The following is a 22,204-nucleotide window of genomic DNA, read 5'->3' on the forward strand; positions in this document are numbered from 1 at the left end:
CGAGTTAAGGCTGAATAGCCTTTTGAATGTCCGCAAGCAAATCTGCATCATCGGGCTTAGTAAAAGACGAATACGAGTCAACGAGGTTGCCTTTGCGATCCACTAGGTATTTATAAAAATTCCATTTTGGTGATTTATCCGCCATTTCTGTGAGTTTGCGATACAGTGGGTCGGCATCGTCTCCACGTACAGAAATCGGCTCAAACATCGGAAAGTTCACGCCATAAGTGAGCTCGCATACTTCTGCTGTTTTGCCTTCATCTGCATATTCTTGGTTAAAACTCGCAGAGGGAAAACCCAAGATAACAAAATTTTGATCTTTGTACTGATCGTAGAGTTTTTCTAGCCCTTCAAATTGAGGGGTAAAGCCACATTTACTTGCAGTATTCACAAATAATATCGCTTTATCTTGATACGCTTCGCAAAAATTTACGGTTTCTTGTGAATTCAATTTACGCTTCATAAACTTCAGTACATCAGGACAAGTCTCTGCACTCGCTGATGAGGTACCGCCAATGACAAGTAACAGGCCAAGAATAAGTCTTTTCATGTTGATTTCCTTTGTGTGGTAAATACACTGTAAATGTGATGGAATAGTTTGAGTAAATACCCGTTATAATACGTAAAAATAATAAAGAGTGTTCATAAAATGAAACAATTTTCTCATCTTCTACTCGTTTCAAGTGTGTGTTTGATTACCGCTTGTACCGCAACGTCAGAACCTGATCTAAGCTCCAGTTCATCGCTCTCACCAGTACCGTCGGCTTCGCCAGTGGCGCAAACATTACCGTTAACGCTGAGCAAGACACCACAAGGTATCACTCTAAACAAAATCATGTCAGATCCCGATTGGTTGGGTCGTCAACCTGAAAATCCGCGCTGGCATCCATTCGCAGATAATGTCATGTACAGTCGTAAGCGAGAGGGTTCTCCTGTGCGAGATGTCTGGTATGGCGCATCTTCAGATAATGTTAATGGTGCACAACTACCACTTGAAAAGCATTTTTTAGCTGAAATCAATGATCGCATTGTCAGTCGTGATAAACGCTGGACGGCGTGGTTGTATCGTGGCTATGTGTTCGCTCATGATGCGCAAACGGGGCAAGTGAAACAATTGACTGCACACAAAGACGGTGTGAGTGTGATTCGCTTTATGCAAGATAATCGCATCAGTTTTGTATTAGACAACGCGATGTATGCGGTGGATCCGGATACACTGCAACAGGTACATTTGTTCACTTGGCACTTTGCGCATCCGCCTCAAGCGGTTCAGCCTGCGCCAGATTATATTGCGCAAGAGCAGATTAAACTCATTGATTATATTGCGAATAAACGCAATGACCGACAAGCACAAGCTGATTACACACAACGCATCCAAGCCGCTCAACCAAGTGTGTATGCGCCTGAGTTTTATTTTGCACCCGGGCATCGCTTGAGCGCAGTGAGTGTGTCACCCAATGGTGAATGGGCGGTTGTAGCTACACGCGAACAACAATCCATGCGTGAAGAGACGGATATCATGCCGCACTACATTCAAGAAGATGGACGCATTGCATCAAAACCTGTGCGTCAACGTGTGGCGGATGCGAAACCGCAAAATGATGAGTTGTACTTGCTCAATCTATCCGATGGTTCGCGTCATGCTTTGAGTTATCAAGCACTCCCAGGGTACAACGACGATGTGCTGGCTTCGGTGAAAACCGAAAATGCGGCTCGCAATAACGAGACCTATGAAGTCAATCGCTTACCTCGAGATATTACGTTGTTCAGTAGTTGGTATTGGCGTGAATCACCGATTTATTGGCATTCTAAGGGCAATGAGGTAGGGATTATGCTTGAAGCTTGGGATAATAAAGATCGCTGGATAGTGACGGTGGATTTTGCCGAGAAAAAACTCGTTACCCAGCATCGCCTTTCTGATGAGGCTTGGATTAATTATGCCTTTAATCGCTTTGGTTGGTTGCATGATGAGGTGGCCTTGTACTATCTTTCCGAAGAAGACGGCTACTCTCATTTGTATGTAAAGCCGCTTGATGGCGGTGCACGACAGCTAACTAAGGGGCAATATGAAGTCGATCAGATCACATTGAGCCCAGATGGACAAGATATTTTTTATAAGGCCAATAAAAAGCACCCAGGGATCTATGAAATTTACAAAGTCCCAGTAGCAGGTGGCGCCTCTACAGCACTAACTGATCTGAATGGCATGACAGACTATGCGCTAAGTCCATCCGGTGAGCAGTTGTTGTTAACGCATTCGTCGATGACTCGACCACCTGAATTATTTGTGACTTCTGCGAATGAGAAAACCGCCGCACAAGCTGTGACAAATACTATTTCAGAGGAATACTTGGCGCTGGGCTTTATAGCGCCTAGTATCATTGAGGTGCCTTCCTCGCACGTCGATCGACCGATTTATTCTCGTTTATATGTGGCAGATGATGCCTTGTTAGGAGAGCCTAAGCGCGCGGTGATTTTTAACCACGGGGCAGGGTATTTACAGAATTCGCATATGGGTTGGTCAGGCTATTTTCGAGAGTACATGTTTCATAACTTCCTCGTTGAGCAAGGCTATGTGGTGTTAGATATGGATTACAGAGCCTCCAAAGGATATGGACGCGATTGGCGCACGGCGATTTATCGTCAAATGGGCACACCGGAAGTGCAAGATCTCCGAGATGGTGTGAATTGGTTAGTTGCCAATGCCAATGTGGATCGTCAGCGTATCGGCACCTACGGCGGTTCTTACGGTGGCTTTATGACCTTTATGGCATTATTTACTGCGCCTGATTTGTTTCAAGCCGGGGCGGCGTTACGTCCAGTATCGGATTGGGCGCATTACAATACACCGTACACGTCGAATATCCTCAATCATCCTGATATCGATCCTATAGCGTATGAGCGTTCTTCGCCGATTTATTTTGCGGAAGGTTTGCAAAAGCCTTTATTGATCAACGCACCTATGGTCGATGACAATGTGTTCTTTGTCGATGTCGTGAGACTTGTACAGCGTTTGATTGAATTAGAAAAGGAAGATTTTGAAACGGCAATTTATCCAGTTGAGCCACACGGCTTTGTCCAGCCAAGTTCGTGGTTAGATGAATATCGCCGCATTTTTAAATTGTTCGAACAAAACTTGTAAATTACGGCTTTGAAATCTGGTCACGATGAGCATGTCGCGACCAGATTTTTTCAAGTATGAAATAACATCCGCCAGCAAACGCACCATATACATGGGCCATTGTTGCGACAGACGCATTGATGAGTTCTGCCGTAGTTGGGTCTTCAAACAACTGCTCTTGTATCAATTTGATACAAAGGCCAATGAGAAGTAGCCAGCCCGAACGACGGTGTTTGTAAATATCATGACACGCCCCCCAGACAAATAATCCGTGTAGAGAAGCAGATAAACCGACGTATTGGTCTATATCTGGGCTAAAGCACCATACCAAGATGCCACTCAGCAGTATGCCAAAACCGATCACACCTAATACATTGCGTTGGTTGTAGTACTCACCATGCAATGCCCACAACAACAATACTCCTGCACTATTGAGTAAAAAGTGATTGGTATTGGTATGCCAAAAGGCATGTGTCATTAACCGATACCATTGTCCTTGATTCACGGCATCATGTTGAAAATTGAACGTATCAATATTATAAGCAAATGGTACTGAACATATAAAAACAGTAACTATCAGCAAAAGGGGGCTTAGGAGGTGTTGACGATCAATGGGTAGGTGCTTTAACATTTAGATAACATATTGATGTTTTTGGTATATGATACGCATTGTAATTACATGCGACAAATAATAAAAATTAGGATCCCTACATGCAACACATCGCCATTGAACAATATGGGCATATTCTAACGCTTACCATCAATCGCCCAGACAAAAAAAACGCACTCACCAGAGACATGTATTTGAGTCTGGCCAATGCCATCAATTACGCCGGACACGATGAGGACGCTAGGGTCATTATTATAAAAGGGACTGATGGTGTATTCACTGCGGGCAATGATATGCATGATTTTATTTCTGCGACTCAGCAAACCGATGCCGATGTCAATGAAACCGAGCAGTTCATGCGTGCGTTGATGGAATGCGAATTACCAATTATTGCGCAAGTAGAGGGCCTTGCGATTGGAATCGGGGCAACGTTATTGCTCCATTGTGATTTTGTTTATTGTTCGCGTAACACTATCTTGAAAACCCCCTTTATCAATTTAGGCCTGGTCCCAGAATATGCATCAAGCTACATCATGCCGCGCTTGATGGGACATGTAAAAGCATCTGAGTGGTTGTTGTTAGGGGAATCTGTCACTGCTGAATCCGCGAAAGACATGGGCATGGTGAACGAAGTACTAGAAACAGAAGCGCTACAAGCAAAAGTCATGCAAACGGCGCAAAAACTCGCAGACCTGCCACAAGCGGCACTCAGACAATCTAAGCGATTAATGAAAGCGAATACCATCGCGGTGAAAGATCATATGTACGCTGAGCTCAAAATTTTTATTGCGGCAATGCAGTCCGAAGAGGCTAAACAGGCATTTGACGCATTTGTACAACGAAGTTAGAAATATGATTTAAAGCTACCGCCTTCGTTGTCACCGCAACCAACAGCCAACACCAATACCGCACAAGCAGCCCATAATTTAATTAATTTCATCCTTGTTTTATCCATAAAAAAAGGGAAGTAAATACTTCCCTTTTTATCGACAGAAATATAAATTACTGAACTTCTTCTAGGTCGCTGAACTCACCCGCAAACATTGGGCTAGATAAATAACGCTCGGTACCAGAAGCCAAAATAACAACAACAACTTTGTCTTTATTTTCTGGTCGTTCTGCATAACGCTTCGCCGCAACAACGGCTGCTCCAGAAGAAATACCCGCTAGAATACCTTCTTCTTTCATTAGGCGCTTGGCCATTTCCATACATTCTTCGTTTGAAACTTGCTCCACTTCATCGACCAAATCCAAATCTAGGTTTCCAGGAATAAAGCCTGCACCAATACCTTGGATTTTGTGTGGGCCTGGAGTAAGCTCTTCACCCGCTTTGGCTTGAGTAATCACTGGTGAGTCAGTTGGTTCTACGGCAACGGTAGTAATCGCTTTACCTTGCACTTCTTTGATGTAGCGAGAAACACCAGAGATCGTACCGCCAGTCCCTACACCAGCAACAAATGCATCAATAGTACCGTCAGTGTCATTCCAAATTTCAGGCCCTGTAGTCTTCAAGTGAATTTCAGGGTTCGCTGGATTATCGAACTGTTGCAATAACACGAATTTTTCTGGATCCGTTGCAACAATTTCTTGAGCAGCAGCAACTGCACCTTTCATGCCTTTAGCTGGTTCAGTTAATACGAGCTTCGCGCCAAGTGATTTGAGTAGTTTACGACGCTCTAAAGACATCGAGCTAGGCATAGTCAAGGTAAGAGGGTAACCCTTGGCTGCAGCAACAAACGCTAAAGCAATACCAGTGTTACCTGAAGTTGGCTCAACCAGCTCTTTTCCTTCAGTTAACACGCCACGTTTCTCTGCATCCCAAATCATATTTGCGCCAATACGACATTTGACAGAGAAAGAAGGATTTCGTGATTCGATTTTTGCATAAACGTTACCGCTGGTTACGCGGTTTAGTTTTACAAGTGGAGTATTACCAATGGCCAAAGCGTTATCGTCAAATACGCGCATAATGATTCCTTTTGTGGTTTGTGTCGGCCTAAATGCTCATTGGCTATTTAGGTATATTATTCAGTTATACCTATATAATTTATCACAGCGTTGTTTTTTTAAAGTACTCTTTCGTTATAAGATAGACGCATTAACAATAAAATTACAATCTTGAGGCGGATATGAAGTTTACTGGAACAGATAATTACATTGCGAGTGACGAATTACAACTTGCGGTTAACGCTGCCATGCTCTTGGAAAAACCGTTATTAGTAAAAGGCGAACCGGGAACAGGGAAAACCATGCTCGCGGAACAATTAGCTCAAGCGATGGATGCAGAGTTGTTTCAATGGCATATCAAATCTACGACTAAGGCTGTACAAGGCTTATATGAATACGATGCGGTGTCTCGCTTACGCGATTCACAGCTCGGTGATGACAAGGTGCATGATATTGCTAACTACATCAAAAAAGGCCCATTGTGGTGTGCATTCACAAGTAGCAAGCGCAGTATTTTATTGATTGATGAGATAGATAAAGCGGATATCGAGTTTCCCAATGACTTGTTGTTAGAACTGGATAAAATGTCTTTTTATGTGCCTGAGACGCAAGAATGGGTGAGTGCGCAGCAACGTCCGATAGTTATTATTACCTCTAATAACGAAAAAGAGCTGCCTGATGCGTTTTTGAGGCGCTGCTTTTTTCATTACATCAAATTTCCAACTGCAGATGAGCTTAAACGCATTGTCGATGTGCATTTTCCGAATCTCAAGCCACGCTTATTAGAAACCGCCTTGGAACGTTTTTTTGCGGTTCGAGACGTACCGGGCATCAAGAAAAAACCTTCCACTTCAGAGCTGATTGATTGGCTAAAACTTCTCGTAGCAGAAGACATTCCTTTGGAGGTGTTACAAAACAAAGATAACGCAAATGCAATGCCCCCATTATACGGGGCGTTACTCAAAAACGAACAGGATATGCATTTGTTTGAAAAGCTCTTATTTATGGCCCGTCGCTAAATGGAGTTTTCGGCATGTTGATTGAGTTTTTTCTCACCTTAAAACAATATCAAGTACCGGTGTCACTGCGAGAGCATTTGGATTTGCTGGATGCGCTCGACAAGGAGGTTGTCTATGCTGATTGGGAAGCTTTTTATCAGGTTTCGCGTTTGATTTTGGTTAAGGACGAAGCGCATTTTGACAAGTTTGATCGAGCTTTTGCACATTATTTTGAGGGAGTCAGTCAGCTCGAACTCTTTAGTGATGAATTACCTGCTGACTGGCTGCGCAAAGAGATTGAAAAGCGTTTATCACAAGAAGAACGAGACAAAATCGAAAAGCTAGGCGGTTTAGATAAGTTGATGGAAACCCTTAAAGAGCGTCTTGCCGAGCAACAAAAGCGCCATCAAGGTGGCAATAAATGGGTTGGTACGGGAGGGATGTCTCCGTTCGGTGCGTATGGAGATAATCCAGAAGGGATCCGAATCGGACAAGATAAAAATCGCAATTTCTCAGCAGTAAAAGTGTGGGATAAACGCGAATTCAAAAACCTCTCCAATGATGAACGCCTTTCATCTCGGAATATGCAAGTGGCGTTGCGTAAGTTGCGCCGGTTTGCACGAACTGGCGCTGCCGAAGAACTCGATATTGATGATACCATTGGCGCGACAGCAAAAAGCGCTGGTCTATTGGACTTGAAGATGCGTCCTGAAAGACATAACGCGGTAAAAGTGATTATGTTCTTTGACGTGGGTGGTTCGATGGATATGCATATTCAGCAGATTGAAGAACTGTTTTCGGCAGTGCATGCAGAGTTCAAACATCTGCGATATTTTTATTTTCACAATTGCGTCTATGAAGGAGTATGGGAAGACAACTCTCGTCGGCGTAATGTCTTATCAATATATGAAATTTTGCGAACGTATGGTAAGGATTACAAATGTATTTTCGTTGGTGATGCGACCATGGGACCTTATGAAATCACTTATCCTGGTGGCAGCGTTGAGCATTGGAATGAGCAAACCGGTGAATTCTGGTTACGATTGTTATTAAATCACTTTACCCATAGCATTTGGTTAAATCCACAACCTCACACGTATTGGGAATATCATCATTCAATAGATATTATTCGCGATATTATTGATGACAAAATGTATCCGTTAACGCTGGACGGTCTGGGGCAGGGGATTGCAAAGCTGTTACAAAAGTGAGCTATTTTTCGCTTACATTGATGCGTTTTCCAGTAGCGTTTATGGATACTTTGATACCTGTAAAACGCTCTACTCTTAAATAAAATCTAATACATTCAATTGCATGTGAAAACTGTACTGTTTAGTTTTTTATACATGTTGTATTTTTGCTCCTGAGTTACCTGTTTTCATTCTTTGCTAAGTACATCGTTAAATGGGTGACTCTTTTTGTCTATTAAACAGTAAACTTTGGAGATAATTATGATTCAAATCTCACTAGAACAATCTCGGAATGTTGTTGGTGGTTCAAATCCTGGAACAAGACGGAGAAATGCTAGAGGGTCTATAGGCAATGATCCTATTTCAAACACTACAGCTATGAATATAGGTGCTGGGCTGGGTGCATTTGGTACGATTATTGGTGTTATCCCAACTCCAATTACCTTTGGGATCGGCAGAGTACTGCAAATTGCGGGGGCAGCCGTTACAGCAGGTGCGTTAGGCGATGGGCTAAAAGATAGTCAGTAATTTATGTCACTCTGTGTCTACACTTAGTAGAGTGAGGCACTCTTAATTTATAGAGGAATTAAAGTATGTATATTGCACTTACTGTTGTTGCTTACATATCAATTGCTTATGGCATTAGTTTAAATGAAACAATCATGGGTATAAACAATAATGTATTTAAACTTGTGCTACTGATAGTTGCGCCGATGGATGTGTATTTTAGAGTACAACGAGAAGTTAGAAATATTGAAGCTAAATATCAAGCGTCAAATCCGACAGAGCCACAGTACAACAAGGTAAAATCTCGTCATCATCAATAAAAGCAAGGGGGTCAGTTGTGTAGTCGACCTCTCCAGAAATGATCTTACAACGACAGGCACCACAAAATCCTTCTCGACAATGATATTCAATCGCGATGTTATGCGCTTCAAGGTCGTCTAGTAATGTGTCTTTAGAAGTAGAAAAGGCTGTGCCGTCACGCAATGTCACAACACAACCTTTTGTCGAATTACTCATAAAGGATCAGAGTTCAAACTCGTCGAAGTCTTCTGCCGATACTTCTGAATCGATTTGACCAACCAGATAAGAGCTTATTTCTGCTTCTTGTGGAGCAACTTGCACATTATCGGAATGTAGATAGTTGTTCATCCAAGGCAAAGGATTAGAGCTGATGTCGAAAGGCTGGCCTAGACCAATCGCAGCCATACGCTGATTCGCAATATATTCTACGTATTGGCATAAAATCTCTTCGTTTAAGCCAATCATCGAGCCGTTCGCGAACAGATAGGCTGCCCATTGCTTTTCTTGCTCAACCGCTTTTAAAAATATTGCGCGAGCTTCTGCTTCACATTCTTTGGCAATTTCAGCCATTTCTGGATCATCTTTACCTTTGGCCCATAAGTTCAAAATGTGCTGAGTAGAGGTGAGATGTAAGTTCTCATCGCGCGCAATTAGGCGAATGATTTTGGAGTTACCTTCCATGAGTTCACGTTCTGCGAACGCAAAGGTACAAGCAAAGGACACATAAAAACGAATCGCTTCTAAGGCATTCACCGAGTTCATGCACAAATAAAGTTTTTTCTTTAGTTCACGCATGTTGATGGTAATTGACTCACCATTGATATCATGTGTGCCTTCACCGTGCGTTTGCCAAACTTGTGTGGCAAAAATCAAGTCATCATAATATCTTGAAATGTCCGTCGCACGCTGTTTGATTTGTTCATTATCCACGATGTCGCCGAACACAGAAGATGGATCAGTAAACAAATTACGCAAAATATGGGTGTATGAGCGCGAATGAATGGTCTCAAAGAACGACCAGGTTTCGACCCAGGTTTCCAATTCAGGAATAGAAATAATCGGTAAGAACGCAATGTTTGGGCTGCGACCTTGTACCGAATCTAATAGTGTTTGGTACTTTAGGTTCGAGATGAAGATATGCTTTTCAGCTTCACTCAGCGCTTGGAAATCCGCTCTGTCCTTGCTGACATCAACTTCTTCTGGTCGCCAGAAAAACGAAATCTGCTTTTCGATCAGCTTTTCAAAGATTGCGTGTTTTTGTTGATCATAACGCGCCACGTTGACTGGATTACCAAAAAACATGGGCTCGGCCATAAAATCGTTATTTTCTTGATTAAATGTTGTGTATCTCATGTGATAGTACTTCTTAGTTTATCGTTATCGTTGAAGCATGCAGACGCGTGTTAAATTTTACACGCGCCGCCAGCACATCCATCATCGTCATCTTGCTCAACAACAGCTTGGGCTTGTGTACCTTGAGTTGCGGCTTTGACTTCTAAATCATCACTGTTGCCAGCACCGTCACGGGTATTGTGGTAATACAGCGTTTTAATCCCAAGCTTATAGGTAGTTAATAAGTCTTTGATGAGCAATTTCATCGGGACTTTACCGCCTTCAAATTTGCTTGGGTCGTAATTAGTGTTTGCAGAGATAGTTTGGTCGATAAACTTTTGCATAATGCCGACCAGTTGTAGGTAGCCATCATTAGATGGAATATCCCACAGTAACTCGTAAGCGTCTTTGAGGTTTTCGTAATCCGGAACAACCTGCTTTAGCACACCATCCTTACTCGATTTTATACTAATGTGACCGCGTGGTGGTTCAATACCATTGGTCGCATTTGAAATCTGTGATGAGGTTTCTGAAGGCATCAACGCAGAAAGTGTTGAGTTGCGTAAACCATGTTTCACAATGCTTTCGCGCAATCCATCCCAGTCAAGGTGTAATGGCTCATCACAGATTTTATCTAGGTCTTTCTTGTAGGTATCAGTCGGCATCAAACCTTGTGAGTAAGTGGTCTCATTAAACTTAGGGCACGCCCCTTGTTCTTTGGCCAGCTCGTTAGATGCTTTTAATAGATAATATTGAATCGCCTCGAACGTACGATGGACTAATCCGTTTGCTGAGTGATCAGAATACTTGACGCCATTTTTGGCAAGATAATAAGCAAAATTAATGACACCTATGCCCAAAGTACGGCGACCCATAGTCGCGTTTAATGCTGCAGGTACTGGGTAGTCTTGGTAATCTAATAGACTGTCTAACGCACGCACGGCTAGCTCCGCAAGCTCTTCCAGTTCGTCTAATGACTCGATAGCACCCAAGTTAAATGCCGATAGAGTACATAACGCAATTTCACCATTTTCGTCATTGACATGCTCTAATGGTTTGGTTGGTAAGGCAATCTCAAGACACAAGTTGGATTGGCGCACTGGTGCCACTTCGGGGTTAAACGGTGAGTGGGTATTACAGTGGTCGACGTTTTGTAGGTAGATGCGACCGGTTGAAGCACGTTCTTGCATAAACAAGCTGACAAGCTCCATGGCTTTGATGGTTTTTTTGCGGATAGAGTCGTCTTGCTCGTATTGGGCATAAAGTGCTTCGAATTTCTCTTGATCTGCGAAAAACGCATCATACAGTCCGGGTACATCAGACGGGCTAAATAAGGTGATGTCTTGACCTTTGATCAAACGTGTGTACATGAGTTTATTGAACTGCACACCATAGTCAAGGTGGCGAACACGGTTTTCTTCAACACCTCGGTTATTTTTTAAGACAAGTAATGATTCAACTTCCAAATGCCAAATCGGATAAAAGAGGGTCGCAGCACCGCCACGCACACCGCCTTGTGAACAGCTTTTAACCGCGGTTTGGAAATACTTGTAAAAAGGAATACAGCCTGTGTGGAAAGCTTCACCGCCACGGATTTCAGAACCCAATGCACGGATGCGACCTGCGTTCACACCTATACCAGCACGTTGCGATACGTATTTAACGATCGCTGATGCAGTGGCATTGATTGAATCTAAGCTGTCGCCAGTTTCAATTAATACGCAACTACTAAACTGACGAGTAGGGGTGCGCACACCTGCCATGATTGGCGTCGGTAACGAGATCTTAAACTGTGACACCGCATCATAGAAACGTTTAACATAGTCTAGGCGAGTTTCTTTGGGGTAATTCGCAAACAAACAGGCTGCCACCAAAACGTACAAGAATTGTGCTGATTCATAAATCTCGCCCGTCACTCGATTTTGTACCAGGTATTTCCCTTCAAGCTGTTTGACCGCGGCATATGAGAAGTTCATATCACGCCAGTGATCTAAAAACTCTTCCATTTGTTCGAATTCTTCGGTGCTGTAGTCAGCGAGAAGATGCTCATCATATTTACCCATTTCAACCATACGTTTAACGTGGTCGAACAATTTTGGTGGTTCAAACTGACCATAGGCTTTTTTGCGCAGATGGAAAATAGCTAGACGAGCGGCGAGATATTGATAATCTGGCGCATCAGTAGAGATCAAATCGGCAGCGGATTTGATCAACGTTTCATGAATGTCTTCGGTCTTGATGCCATCATAAAACTGAATATGGGCTTTGATTTCGACTTGTGAGACGGAGACATTGTTGAGTCCTTTGGCGGCCCAAGTAATGACTTTGTGGATTTTGTCTAGATCGATCTGCTCGAGTTCACCGTTGCGCTTGGTGACTTGTAATTGTTTGTTCATAATGAGAGATGCCGTTTATTATAATTAGTGCAAATAGCTTTTGCATCCATTGCAAGGGCTAACAACAGGCCTTCTATGCCGAACTGAGATGTATTCACCGAACTATCATCCTTAAATGCCCAAATAAATGTTCCGTTCTCAATAGTGCCTCACAGAAAGTTAAGCACAAGATAATGTGGTTTGGTAGTGAATGCAACCACAAGATGATGTGTTTTAATGGTTAAAAACTGTACATTCTTTAAAACACTGTGCTGTAGGCCTTGCTACGACTTGCTTGTAGGCGATCGCAAATGTCATATGTGACGCAAAATGGGGATAAATTTTTTTATGAAAAATTTGAATGAGATTATGCAAACACGATATATGGAAGGGCTTGATGTTTTTAGATACTACATCTTGTGCTTGCTATTAACGTTTACGCACAAACTACCCAGGCATGGAGCAGCTCACAATGTAATTGACATCAATATTGCGATTGGACAAAAAATAGTCATTGCTGAGCGGGTTGAAATGTAGCCCAGTGGTGTTTTCAATCACCAGGTCAGTGTCATCAATCATACGCATCAGTTCAGAAGGCTTGATGAACTTTTTGTAGTCATGAGTCCCTTTGGGCACCAAGTTCAAAATATACTCCGCACCAAGAATCGCCATTAAGTACGATTTTGGGTTGCGATTGAGAGTCGAGAAAAACACCTTACCTCCGGGTTTGACGCATTGCGCAGCTGCCCGCACGACACTGGCAGGATCGGGGACGTGCTCAAGCATTTCAAGACAGGTCACTACATCGTATTGCTGTGGTTGTTGCTCTGCCTTATCCTCTGCTGAAACACATTCATAAACGACTTTAACACCGGATTCTAAACCATGCAGTTTGGCTATTTGAAGTGATTCTTCTGCTAAGTCAATGCCGGTGACAGTCGCGCCACCTTTAGCTAGTGCTTCGGATAAAATGCCACCACCGCAACCAATATCTAATATATTTTTAGCCTGTATCCCACCAGCTTGTTCAATGATATAGCCGACGCGCAGAGGGTTTATCTGATGCAGTGGTTTAAATTCACCATCGTGGTCCCACCAGCGTTCGGCAATGGCTGAAAATTTTGCGATTTCATTGTGGTCCACATTCATTGTGCTGTCTCTTAATTGGCTTGGTGATGATTCTGATCAATTAATAATACCAGAGGTCGAGATGGCTGCACAACGTTACAATATATGGGCATGAATATGACCTTGGTTATCTTTTGTGCAAATGATGCTTTTCACAAGGCTTTTAGTATATATTGCAGATTGAAAGTGATACTATCATGAGTCATCAACAACCCATATAAGAAAGAGAACGCGCTTCTAAGCGATTTTCTAAAACAACAAGTAGGGGACTAGGCAGTTTATGAGCGAGCGCGCCAAAGAAATATTACCGATTAATATCGAAGAAGAGCTAAAGAATTCCTATCTCGATTATGCTATGAGCGTTATCGTAGGACGCGCCTTACCCGATGTTAGAGATGGTCTAAAACCTGTTCATCGCCGAGTGTTGTTTGCGATGAATGAACTCAAGAACGATTTTAACAAACCGTACAAAAAATCTGCACGTGTTGTGGGTGACGTTATCGGTAAATACCATCCACATGGTGATTCTGCTGTGTACGATACCATTGTTCGTATGGCCCAGCCGTTTTCATTGCGTTACATGTTAGTGGATGGACAAGGTAACTTTGGTTCAGTGGATGGTGATTCTGCGGCGGCTATGCGTTATACCGAAGTGCGTATGGCTAAAATCGCGCATGAGCTACTAGCCGATTTGGACAAAGAAACGGTTAATTTTGTCCCGAACTATGACGGTACCGAAAAAATCCCCGAGGTACTACCAACCAAAGTACCTAATTTATTGGTAAACGGTTCATCTGGTATTGCTGTTGGTATGGCGACGAACATTCCACCGCATAATTTAACCGAAGTCATCAATGGTTGTGTCGCACTAATTGAAAACCCCGAAATTGAAGTGGATGAGCTAATGACGCACATCCCGGGTCCTGATTTCCCAACTGCAGCCTTAATTAGCGGCCGTAAAGGTATCGAGGAAGCGTATCGAACTGGTCGTGGTAAGATTTATTTGCGAGCTAAAGCAAATATCGAAACCGAAGATAATGGGAAAGAAACCATCATCATTAATGAGATCCCATATCAGGTTAATAAAGCCAGGTTGATTGAGAAGATTGCAGAACTGGTCAAAGAAAAGCGCGTTGAAGGGATTTCAGCGTTACGCGATGAGTCTGACAAAGACGGTATGCGCATTGTTATTGAAGTCAAACGTAACGAATCCGCAGAAGTATTACTTAATCATCTCTATGCCAATACGCAACTCCAAACGGTATTTGGTATCAACATGGTTGCTTTGGATAACAATCAACCAAAAGTTTTCAATCTCAAGCAAACGCTTGAAGCCTTCATTTTACATCGTCGTGAGGTCGTTACACGTCGTACTGTGTTTGAGCTGCGCAAAGCTCGCGATCGCGCTCACATTTTAGAAGGTTTGGCAGTTGCACTGGCAAACATCGACCCAATTATTGAACTTATTAAGGCGTCTCCCTCACCAGCGGAAGCTAAACAAGCGCTTGTTGCTCAAGGCTGGGCGCTTGGCCACGTTCAAGAAATGCTCGAACGCGCAGGCGATGATGCTGCACGACCAGATTGGTTATCACCGGAATTTGGTATTCGTGAAGGTCAGTACTATTTGACTGAACAGCAGGCACAAGCGATTCTGGATCTTCGTTTACACAAATTGACAGGTTTAGAATCAGATAAAATCATTGCGGAATACAAAGAACTACTTGAAGTCATTGCTGAATTACTACACATATTAAGTAGTTCTGAGCGTTTAATGGAAGTGATTCGTGAAGAGCTTGAGGCTATTCGCGAAGAGTTCGGCGATGAGCGTCGCACCGAAATCACTGCGGCAAGTCATGACATTGATATTGAAGACTTAATTGAACGTGAAGATGTAGTGGTCACTTTGTCTCATGAAGGGTATGTCAAATATCAAAAACTATCAGACTATGAGGCACAGCGTCGCGGTGGTAAGGGTAAGTCAGCCACCAAGATGAAGGATGAAGATTTCATTGAAAAGCTTCTTGTGGCCAATACGCATGACCATATCTTGTGTTTCTCAACTAGAGGACGCATGTATTGGTTGAAGGTCTATCAATTGCCATTGGCATCGCGTAATGCGCGAGGACGTCCAATTGTGAATATCTTACCGTTAGAAGAAAATGAGCGCATCACGGCCATCCTGCCTATCCAAGAGTTTATCGAAGGCAAGTACGTCTTTATGGCGACGGCGAACGGTACCGTTAAGAAGACTGAATTAACACAGTACTCACGTCCTCGAGCAAGTGGTATTATTGCTGTCAATCTTAACGAAGGGGATAGCCTTGTCGGTGTGGACTTAACGGATGGAAATAGCGAAATCATGTTGTTCTCGGATGAAGGTAAAGTGGTTCGTTTTAATGAAGACCAAGTTCGTCCAATGGGGCGCACAGCCACCGGTGTACGCGGTATTCGACTTGAAGAACAACAAAAAGTGGTTTCTTTAATTGTACCACATGGCAACGGTGCGATTTTAACTGCGACCGAAAACGGTTACGGTAAGCGCACTGTATTAGAAGAATACCCAGCCAAATCTCGTGCGACCAAAGGGGTGGTTTCGATTAAGGTGTCTGAACGAAACGGCAAGGTTGTCGGAGCGGTACAGGTTGCCGAAGAAGACGAAATCATGCTGATCTCTGATGCGGGTACCTTGGTGCGTACACGAGCGGCTGAAGTATCGACAGTGGGTAGAAATACTCAAGGTGTTACCCTTATTCGTACCGCACAAAACGAACATGTGGTAGGATTACAGCGCATCGATGAAATCGAAGGCGTTGCTGAACTGGATGAGGAATCTGGTGATGCTCAAAACGATACATCTGATAATAATAACAATACAATGACAGAGCCAGAAAACACCACGGATAATAATAGCGAGGAGTAATCGTAAGTTATCCAGATGTTTGATAAAAATAAACAGCGATGCCTAGATTATTGGCGTCGCTGTTTTTGTTTTTCCATACACACGTTTGTAGTGGAATATTGTTTAGCCCATGTTTTAGGAAAAAATCGTGCAACATTTTAATTTTTGCGCCGGTCCGGCCATGCTACCAGCTGAAGTAATGCAACAAGCCCAAGCAGAAATGCTAGATTGGCAAGGCTGTGGTTCATCCGTAATGGAAATTTCACATCGCTCAGCGCCTTTTATCGAGGTTGCCCAACAAGCAGAGCAAGATTTGCGTGAATTACTCAATGTACCAAAGAATTACAAAGTGTTGTTTTTACAAGGTGGCGGTCGTGGGCAATTTGCCGCAGCGCCGTTAAATATTGCCTCACCGGAACAGACGTCTTTACATTTAGTGACGGGCTCTTGGTCTAAAGGTGCAGTGAGTGAAGCAGCTAAATATACTCAGACGCATGTGGTCGCCAAAGACGCTATCAACGCAGAAAACAAACGTTATGTTCCAGAAGTATCAACGTGGGATGCAGCGGATGAAGTGTTAAACAATGCGGCGTATTTGCATTATTGCCCAAATGAAACGGTCGATGGCGTTGCGTTACATACACCACCACGATTTCACGACATTGATCTGGTCGCAGATATGTCGTCGAATATTTTGTCAGTGCCAATCAATGTGCAAGATTACGGAGTAATTTATGCAGGGGCGCAAAAAAACATTGGCCCTTCTGGTTTAGCCGTGGTGATAGTTCGAGAAGATTTGCTAGGTAAAGCGCAACCAGCGACTCCGTCATTTATTGACTATACTCTTGCTGCCGAGCACGACTCTATGTATAACACGCCTCCAACTTATTCTTGGTACCTTGCTGGGTTGGTTTTTAAATGGCTAAAGAATCGCGGCGGTGTTGCCGAGATTGCTAAGCTAAATCACGCTAAAGCACAGACCTTGTATCAGGCCATTGATAGTGATGATTTTTATCATAATAACGTTGCAGATGCGCATCGCTCTATTATGAATGTACCATTCACGCTTGCCGATGCATCATTAGATAGCCTATTTTTGGCTGAAGCCGAAAAAGCCGGTCTCCACGCGCTAAAAGGGCACCGCAGTGTCGGTGGCATGCGCGCGAGTATTTACAACGCCATGCCGTTACAAGGCGTTATGACGTTGGTAGAATTTATGCGTGAATTTTCACGCAAGTACGGCTAAGGACGTAGTCATGGAACAGCTTACATTATCTCCCATTGCTAAGGTTTCAGGTACAGTCAATGTGCCAGGCTCTAAATCGCTATCTAATCGAGCTCTGTTGCTAGCAGCGCTTGCCAAAGGTACCACGACATTAACGAACTTATTAGACAGTGATGATATTCGGTATATGCTCGGCGCCTTGGAGCAACTGGGTGTTCAGTATCGCCTGTCACAGAACAACACGGTATGTGAAGTCGAAGGTTTAGGTGATGTGTTTACTCAATCACCAGCAGCTGAACTATTTCTTGGTAATGCCGGGACGGCAATGCGTCCTTTGTGCGCAGTGCTTGCGGTGTCTCCTGTTACCTCGATTTTGACCGGAGAGCCACGCATGAAAGAGCGCCCCATTGGCGACTTAGTGGATGCACTAAATGATATTCATGCGGATATTTCTTACCTAGATGAGCCGGGTTACCCTGCACTTGAGATCAAAGGGCAGCGTCTCAAAGGAGGGGATATGAGCGTTGATGGTTCAGTATCTTCTCAGTTTTTGACTGCACTTTTGATGGCTGCGCCTTTGCTTACTACAGATAGTACTATTGCAATCAAAGGTGAGTTGGTCTCCAAACCATACATTGATATCACCCTGGATATCATGAAAAAATTCGGTGTTAAAGTTACGCATGACCAGTATCAGATATTTACTATCAAAGGCAATCAATCATACACAAGTCCGGGAGAGTACATGGTGGAAGGGGATGCATCCTCCGCATCTTATTTTCTAGCGGCCGGGGCAATTAAAGGTGGCAGGGTCACCGTAACTGGCGTGGGTTCTGACTCCATACAAGGTGATGTCAAATTTGCTGAAGTACTTAAAGCAATGGGCGCACAAGTTGAATATACCTCTGGTTCTATTACGGTTACCGGAGCGCCGTTAAAAGCTGTGCAGATGGACATGAATCACATTCCAGATGCCGCCATGACGATTGCTACGACAGCGTTGTTCGCAGAAGGTACCACAGTGATGACCAATATTTATAATTGGCGAGTCAAAGAAACGGATCGCTTGGCAGCCATGGCTACCGAACTTCGCAAAGTAGGAGCAGTGGTTGAAGAAGGGCATGATTACATCAAAGTTACGCCTCCTGAGCAGATGCAACACGCTCAGATTGATACGTATAATGACCATCGTGTAGCAATGTGTTTTAGTCTTGTTGCTCTAAGTGATACTCCGGTAACTATCAACGATCCGGGTTGTACAGCGAAAACATTTCCTGATTATTTCACCCGTTTTGCAACTATTTGTGGAAATGAGTGAAATTTTTGTGACAAATAGTCGATAACTTTGTCAATTATCAATAAGGGGCGTATAATTCGCCCCTTAAATTTTAGCGAAATTCAAATATTGAAATCAAAGGCGAATTAAATTAATGCAACAAGAGATCCCAATTGTCACAGTGGACGGTCCAAGCGGAGCAGGCAAGGGTACCTTGAGTCACTTGATCGCAGAATACTTAGGATGGCATTTCCTAGATTCAGGTGCTATCTATCGCGTACTGGCAGTGGCGTGTTTACATCATGGTATTGAAGTCAACGATGAGGTGTCTATTGCACCGTTGGCTTCAAGCTTAGACGTCACTTTTCCTAATGAAGACGGGCATGTTCGTATTATGTTAGAAGGCGAAGATGTTACAGATACCATTCGAACTGAAGTGGTAGGGGCTGCTGCTTCTAAGGTCGCAGCCTTTCCCAGTGTTCGTGAAGCGCTATTAAGACGTCAAAGAGGATTTGCTCAGGCCCCTGGATTGGTTGCTGATGGACGTGATATGGGAACCGTTGTATTTCCCAGCGCAATGGTTAAGATTTTTCTAACCGCTTCAGCAGAAGCAAGGGCTGAGCGTCGCTTTTTGCAGTTGCAAGCAAAGGGGCATGATGTTAATATTGCGCACCTTTTGAGCGATATACAAGCACGTGATGAACGTGATTCTAATCGCAGTGCGGCACCTTTAGTGCCTGCGACTGATGCACACATTCTTGATTCGACCACCATGTCTATAGAGGAAGTGTTTGCTCAAGCAAAAGCTATTTTAACTAGCGCGGAAATTTTTCCGGGCTAGTTTTTAGTATGTTCAAATAAGGATGTTTGGACGTTGAACCATAACCCCATAATACTCGGATGCATTGTGGATATAACTTAAATAGAAAACATTTATATGTCTGAAAATTTTGCACAGCTTTTTGAAGAAAGCTTACAACAACTTGAAACCCGTCCTGGTGCCATCGTTCGCGGCGAGATCGTTGCTATTGAGAAAGACATCGTTCTTGTCGATGCTGGCCTAAAATCTGAAAGCGCAATTCCTGCTGATCAATTCAAAGCTGCTGATGGTAGCCTTGAAGTAGCAGTTGGTGATTTTGTTGATGTGGCGCTTGACGCCGTTGAAGACGGTTTCGGTGAAACTATCCTATCTCGTGAAAAAGCAAAACGTCACGAAGCATGGGTTGAGCTTGAGAAAGCTTACGAAGAAAAAGAGACCATCAAAGGTCTAATCAATGGCAAAGTAAAAGGCGGCTTCACAGTTGAAATTAATACTGTCCGCGCGTTCCTACCTGGTTCATTGGTTGATGTACGCCCTGTGCGCGAAACGGCGCATCTTGAAGGCAAAGAATTAGAATTTAAAGTTATCAAGCTTGATGCGAAACGCAACAACGTGGTCGTTTCTCGCCGTGCCGTTATTGAAGCAGAAAGCAGTGCTGAGCGCGATGAATTGCTTGCTAACCTTGATGAAGGCCATGAAGTTAAAGGTATCGTTAAGAACCTTACCGATTATGGTGCGTTCGTTGATTTGGGCGGCGTAGACGGTCTTCTTCACATCACTGACATGGCTTGGAAACGCGTTAAGCATCCAAGTGAAGTAGTGAATGTTGGTGACGAAATCAATGTTAAAGTATTGAAGTTCGACAAAGAGAAATCTCGCGTTTCTCTTGGTATGAAGCAAATGGGTAACGATCCATGGGCTGAAATCGCTGAGCGTTTCCCAGAAGGCCAAAAACTTTCTGGTGCCGTTACTAACCTGACTGACTACGGTTGTTTCGTTGAAATTGAAGACGGTGTTGAAGGTCTAGTACACGTTTCTGAAATGGATTGGACGAACAAGAACATCCACCCATCTAAGGTCGTTAACTTAGGTGACGTTGTGGAAGTCATGGTCCTTGAAATTGACGAGGAACGTCGTCGTATTTCTCTTGGTCTTAAGCAATGTAAAGCCAATCCATGGGAAGAGTTTGCTAAGTCTTACAACAAAGGCGACAAAGTATCTGGTAAGATCAAATCAATTACCGACTTTGGTATCTTTATCGGTCTTGACGGTGGTATCGACGGCTTGGTTCACTTATCTGACATTTCTTGGAACAAGACTGGCGAAGAAGCGGTTCGTGAATTCAAGAAAGGCGATGAAATCTCTGCAGTGGTATTACAAGTTGATCCAGAGCGTGAGCGTATTTCACTTGGCGTTAAGCAAATCGACGAAGACCCATTCACTTCATACACCACTTCAACGCCTAAAGGCAGCATCGTAAATGGTACTGTTGTTGCTGTTGATGCTAAGGGTGTTACTGTTAACTTAGCAGAAGAAGTTGAAGGTTATATCCGTGTTGCAGACTTATCACGTGATCGCATCGAAGACGCTTCAGAAGAAGTTTCTGTAGGTGATGTTATCGAAGCTAAGTTTACCGGTGTCGATCGCAAGAATCGCGTTGTTAGCTTATCAGTTAAGGCTAAAGATCAAGCAGAAGAGAAAGAAGCGCTTGATAAAGTCAATCAACAAGAAGAGGTTAGCACTAACGCTATGGCAGAAGCATTTAAGGCTGCTAAAGGCGAGTAATACTAATTTCTTGTAAAAAAACAAAGGTGTAACGTCAACTAAACTTGCGTTACACCTTTTTTTCTGCAACGCTTAGACATGGCCAATGTGCGAGAGACGGTATATGACTAAATCTGAGTTAATTGAACGTTTAATGGATGTATCTTCATCTATGCAGAGTCGTGATGTTGAAGTAGCAGTAAAAGAGTTACTTGAATATATGGCGCAAACCCTTCAGCGTGGAGAACGCATTGAGATCCGTGGGTTTGGTAGCTTTTCATTACACTATCGAGAGCCTCGAGTCGGACGCAACCCCAAAACGGGACAGTCGGTACAACTTGAAGGTAAATACGTACCGCATTTTAAGCCGGGCAAAGAATTACGCGATCGGGTTGATCTGTAAACTCACTAAAATAGAGTTTAATGTGTTCAATTCAGCAAAGGAGATTTAAGTGAAGGGATTGTTGACCTTTTTGTTATTAGTGTTGGTTTTGGTGTTTGCTATTGTAATGGGCTCACGTAACCAAGACGTTATTACCATCAACTATTTGATTGCGCAATCTGAGATGCGTGAATCCACCTTGATGGCAATTACATTAGGGGCGGGTGTTGTCATTGGGATGCTGACAATGTTCTTTAATTGGTTGAAATTATCATGGCAAGTGAGTAGCCTTAAAAGCCAAGTCAAAAGATTACAAAAAGAAGACTAATT

General features: G+C 43.3%; 19 protein-coding genes. 12 read left to right on the plus strand and 7 right to left on the minus strand.

Annotation, left to right across the window (positions count from 1 at the left end; translation table 11 throughout):
* Positions 1 to 4 precede the first annotated feature (4 nt).
* Positions 5 to 550 (minus strand): glutathione peroxidase, encoded by a 546-nt coding sequence (locus NLG07_RS08410; RefSeq protein ID WP_303049198.1) that lies wholly within the window; start codon positions 548 to 550, stop codon positions 5 to 7.
* A gap of 99 nt (positions 551 to 649) precedes the next feature.
* On the opposite strand from NLG07_RS08410, the gene NLG07_RS08415 reads away from it, so the two are divergent.
* A complete protein-coding gene (locus tag NLG07_RS08415) occupies positions 650 to 3,142 on the plus strand; it encodes a prolyl oligopeptidase family serine peptidase (RefSeq protein WP_254855023.1) in 2,493 nt (830 codons plus the stop codon).
* 1 nt (position 3,143) lies between these two features.
* Here the strand turns inward: NLG07_RS08415 and rrtA are convergent, their stop codons facing one another.
* Positions 3,144 to 3,752, minus strand: coding sequence for a rhombosortase (gene rrtA / locus NLG07_RS08420; RefSeq protein WP_303049199.1), 609 nt, complete (start codon positions 3,750 to 3,752; stop codon positions 3,144 to 3,146).
* Positions 3,753 to 3,832: 80 nt separating this feature from the next.
* On the opposite strand from rrtA, the gene NLG07_RS08425 reads away from it, so the two are divergent.
* The gene (locus tag NLG07_RS08425) at positions 3,833 to 4,579 is read left to right on the plus strand and encodes an enoyl-CoA hydratase (protein WP_254855025.1); all 747 of its coding nucleotides are present in this window, start codon (positions 3,833 to 3,835) and stop codon (positions 4,577 to 4,579) included.
* Between the two features lie 154 nt (positions 4,580 to 4,733).
* Here the strand turns inward: NLG07_RS08425 and cysK are convergent, their stop codons facing one another.
* Positions 4,734 to 5,699, minus strand: coding sequence for a cysteine synthase A (cysK, locus tag NLG07_RS08430; RefSeq protein ID WP_254855026.1), 966 nt, complete (start codon positions 5,697 to 5,699; stop codon positions 4,734 to 4,736).
* 161 nt (positions 5,700 to 5,860) lie between these two features.
* Between cysK and NLG07_RS08435 the strand changes: the two genes are divergently transcribed.
* From NLG07_RS08435 to NLG07_RS08445, 3 genes are all read left to right on the plus strand, one after another.
* Positions 5,861 to 6,697, plus strand: a complete 837-nt coding sequence (locus NLG07_RS08435; protein WP_254855027.1) for a MoxR family ATPase — start codon at positions 5,861 to 5,863, stop codon at positions 6,695 to 6,697.
* A 14-nt stretch (positions 6,698 to 6,711) separates the two neighbouring features.
* Positions 6,712 to 7,887: a VWA domain-containing protein gene (locus NLG07_RS08440; protein ID WP_254855028.1), complete on the plus strand. Its 1,176-nt coding sequence runs from the start codon at positions 6,712 to 6,714 to the stop codon at positions 7,885 to 7,887.
* 357 nt (positions 7,888 to 8,244) lie between these two features.
* The gene (locus tag NLG07_RS08445; protein ID WP_254855029.1) at positions 8,245 to 8,394 is read left to right on the plus strand and encodes a hypothetical protein; all 150 of its coding nucleotides are present in this window, start codon (positions 8,245 to 8,247) and stop codon (positions 8,392 to 8,394) included.
* A gap of 231 nt (positions 8,395 to 8,625) precedes the next feature.
* On the opposite strand, the gene yfaE is transcribed toward NLG07_RS08445, so the two are convergent.
* The 4 genes from yfaE to ubiG form a co-directional block, all read right to left on the minus strand.
* Entirely contained in the window at positions 8,626 to 8,889 is a 264-nt protein-coding gene (gene yfaE, locus NLG07_RS08450; RefSeq protein ID WP_254855030.1) for a class I ribonucleotide reductase maintenance protein YfaE, read from the minus strand.
* Positions 8,890 to 8,895: 6 nt separating this feature from the next.
* Complete coding sequence (gene nrdB / locus NLG07_RS08455) at positions 8,896 to 10,026, minus strand: class Ia ribonucleoside-diphosphate reductase subunit beta (protein ID WP_254855031.1); 1,131 nt, start codon at positions 10,024 to 10,026, stop codon at positions 8,896 to 8,898.
* A gap of 50 nt (positions 10,027 to 10,076) precedes the next feature.
* The gene (gene nrdA / locus NLG07_RS08460; protein ID WP_254855032.1) at positions 10,077 to 12,401 is read right to left on the minus strand and encodes a class 1a ribonucleoside-diphosphate reductase subunit alpha; all 2,325 of its coding nucleotides are present in this window, start codon (positions 12,399 to 12,401) and stop codon (positions 10,077 to 10,079) included.
* Positions 12,402 to 12,827: 426 nt separating this feature from the next.
* A complete protein-coding gene (gene ubiG / locus NLG07_RS08465; RefSeq protein ID WP_254855033.1) occupies positions 12,828 to 13,529 on the minus strand; it encodes a bifunctional 2-polyprenyl-6-hydroxyphenol methylase/3-demethylubiquinol 3-O-methyltransferase UbiG in 702 nt (233 codons plus the stop codon).
* Between the two features lie 259 nt (positions 13,530 to 13,788).
* On the opposite strand from ubiG, the gene gyrA reads away from it, so the two are divergent.
* From gyrA to NLG07_RS08500, 7 genes are all read left to right on the plus strand, one after another.
* Complete coding sequence (gene gyrA / locus NLG07_RS08470) at positions 13,789 to 16,428, plus strand: DNA topoisomerase (ATP-hydrolyzing) subunit A (RefSeq protein ID WP_254855034.1); 2,640 nt, start codon at positions 13,789 to 13,791, stop codon at positions 16,426 to 16,428.
* Between the two features lie 124 nt (positions 16,429 to 16,552).
* Positions 16,553 to 17,653, plus strand: coding sequence for a 3-phosphoserine/phosphohydroxythreonine transaminase (gene serC, locus NLG07_RS08475; protein ID WP_254856843.1), 1,101 nt, complete (start codon positions 16,553 to 16,555; stop codon positions 17,651 to 17,653).
* Between the two features lie 10 nt (positions 17,654 to 17,663).
* Complete coding sequence (aroA, locus tag NLG07_RS08480) at positions 17,664 to 18,950, plus strand: 3-phosphoshikimate 1-carboxyvinyltransferase (RefSeq protein WP_254855035.1); 1,287 nt, start codon at positions 17,664 to 17,666, stop codon at positions 18,948 to 18,950.
* Positions 18,951 to 19,062: 112 nt separating this feature from the next.
* Positions 19,063 to 19,749, plus strand: a complete 687-nt coding sequence (gene cmk / locus NLG07_RS08485) for a (d)CMP kinase (protein WP_254855036.1) — start codon at positions 19,063 to 19,065, stop codon at positions 19,747 to 19,749.
* A gap of 96 nt (positions 19,750 to 19,845) precedes the next feature.
* Complete coding sequence (gene rpsA, locus NLG07_RS08490; RefSeq protein WP_254855037.1) at positions 19,846 to 21,513, plus strand: 30S ribosomal protein S1; 1,668 nt, start codon at positions 19,846 to 19,848, stop codon at positions 21,511 to 21,513.
* A 103-nt stretch (positions 21,514 to 21,616) separates the two neighbouring features.
* Positions 21,617 to 21,895: an integration host factor subunit beta gene (gene ihfB, locus NLG07_RS08495; protein WP_254855038.1), complete on the plus strand. Its 279-nt coding sequence runs from the start codon at positions 21,617 to 21,619 to the stop codon at positions 21,893 to 21,895.
* A gap of 49 nt (positions 21,896 to 21,944) precedes the next feature.
* Positions 21,945 to 22,202, plus strand: coding sequence for a LapA family protein (locus tag NLG07_RS08500; protein ID WP_254855039.1), 258 nt, complete (start codon positions 21,945 to 21,947; stop codon positions 22,200 to 22,202).
* Positions 22,203 to 22,204 lie beyond the last annotated feature (2 nt).

The organism is Alteromonas sp. LMIT006 (genome assembly GCF_024300645.1).
GTDB classification, from domain to species: Bacteria; Pseudomonadota; Gammaproteobacteria; order Enterobacterales; family Alteromonadaceae; genus Opacimonas; species Opacimonas immobilis.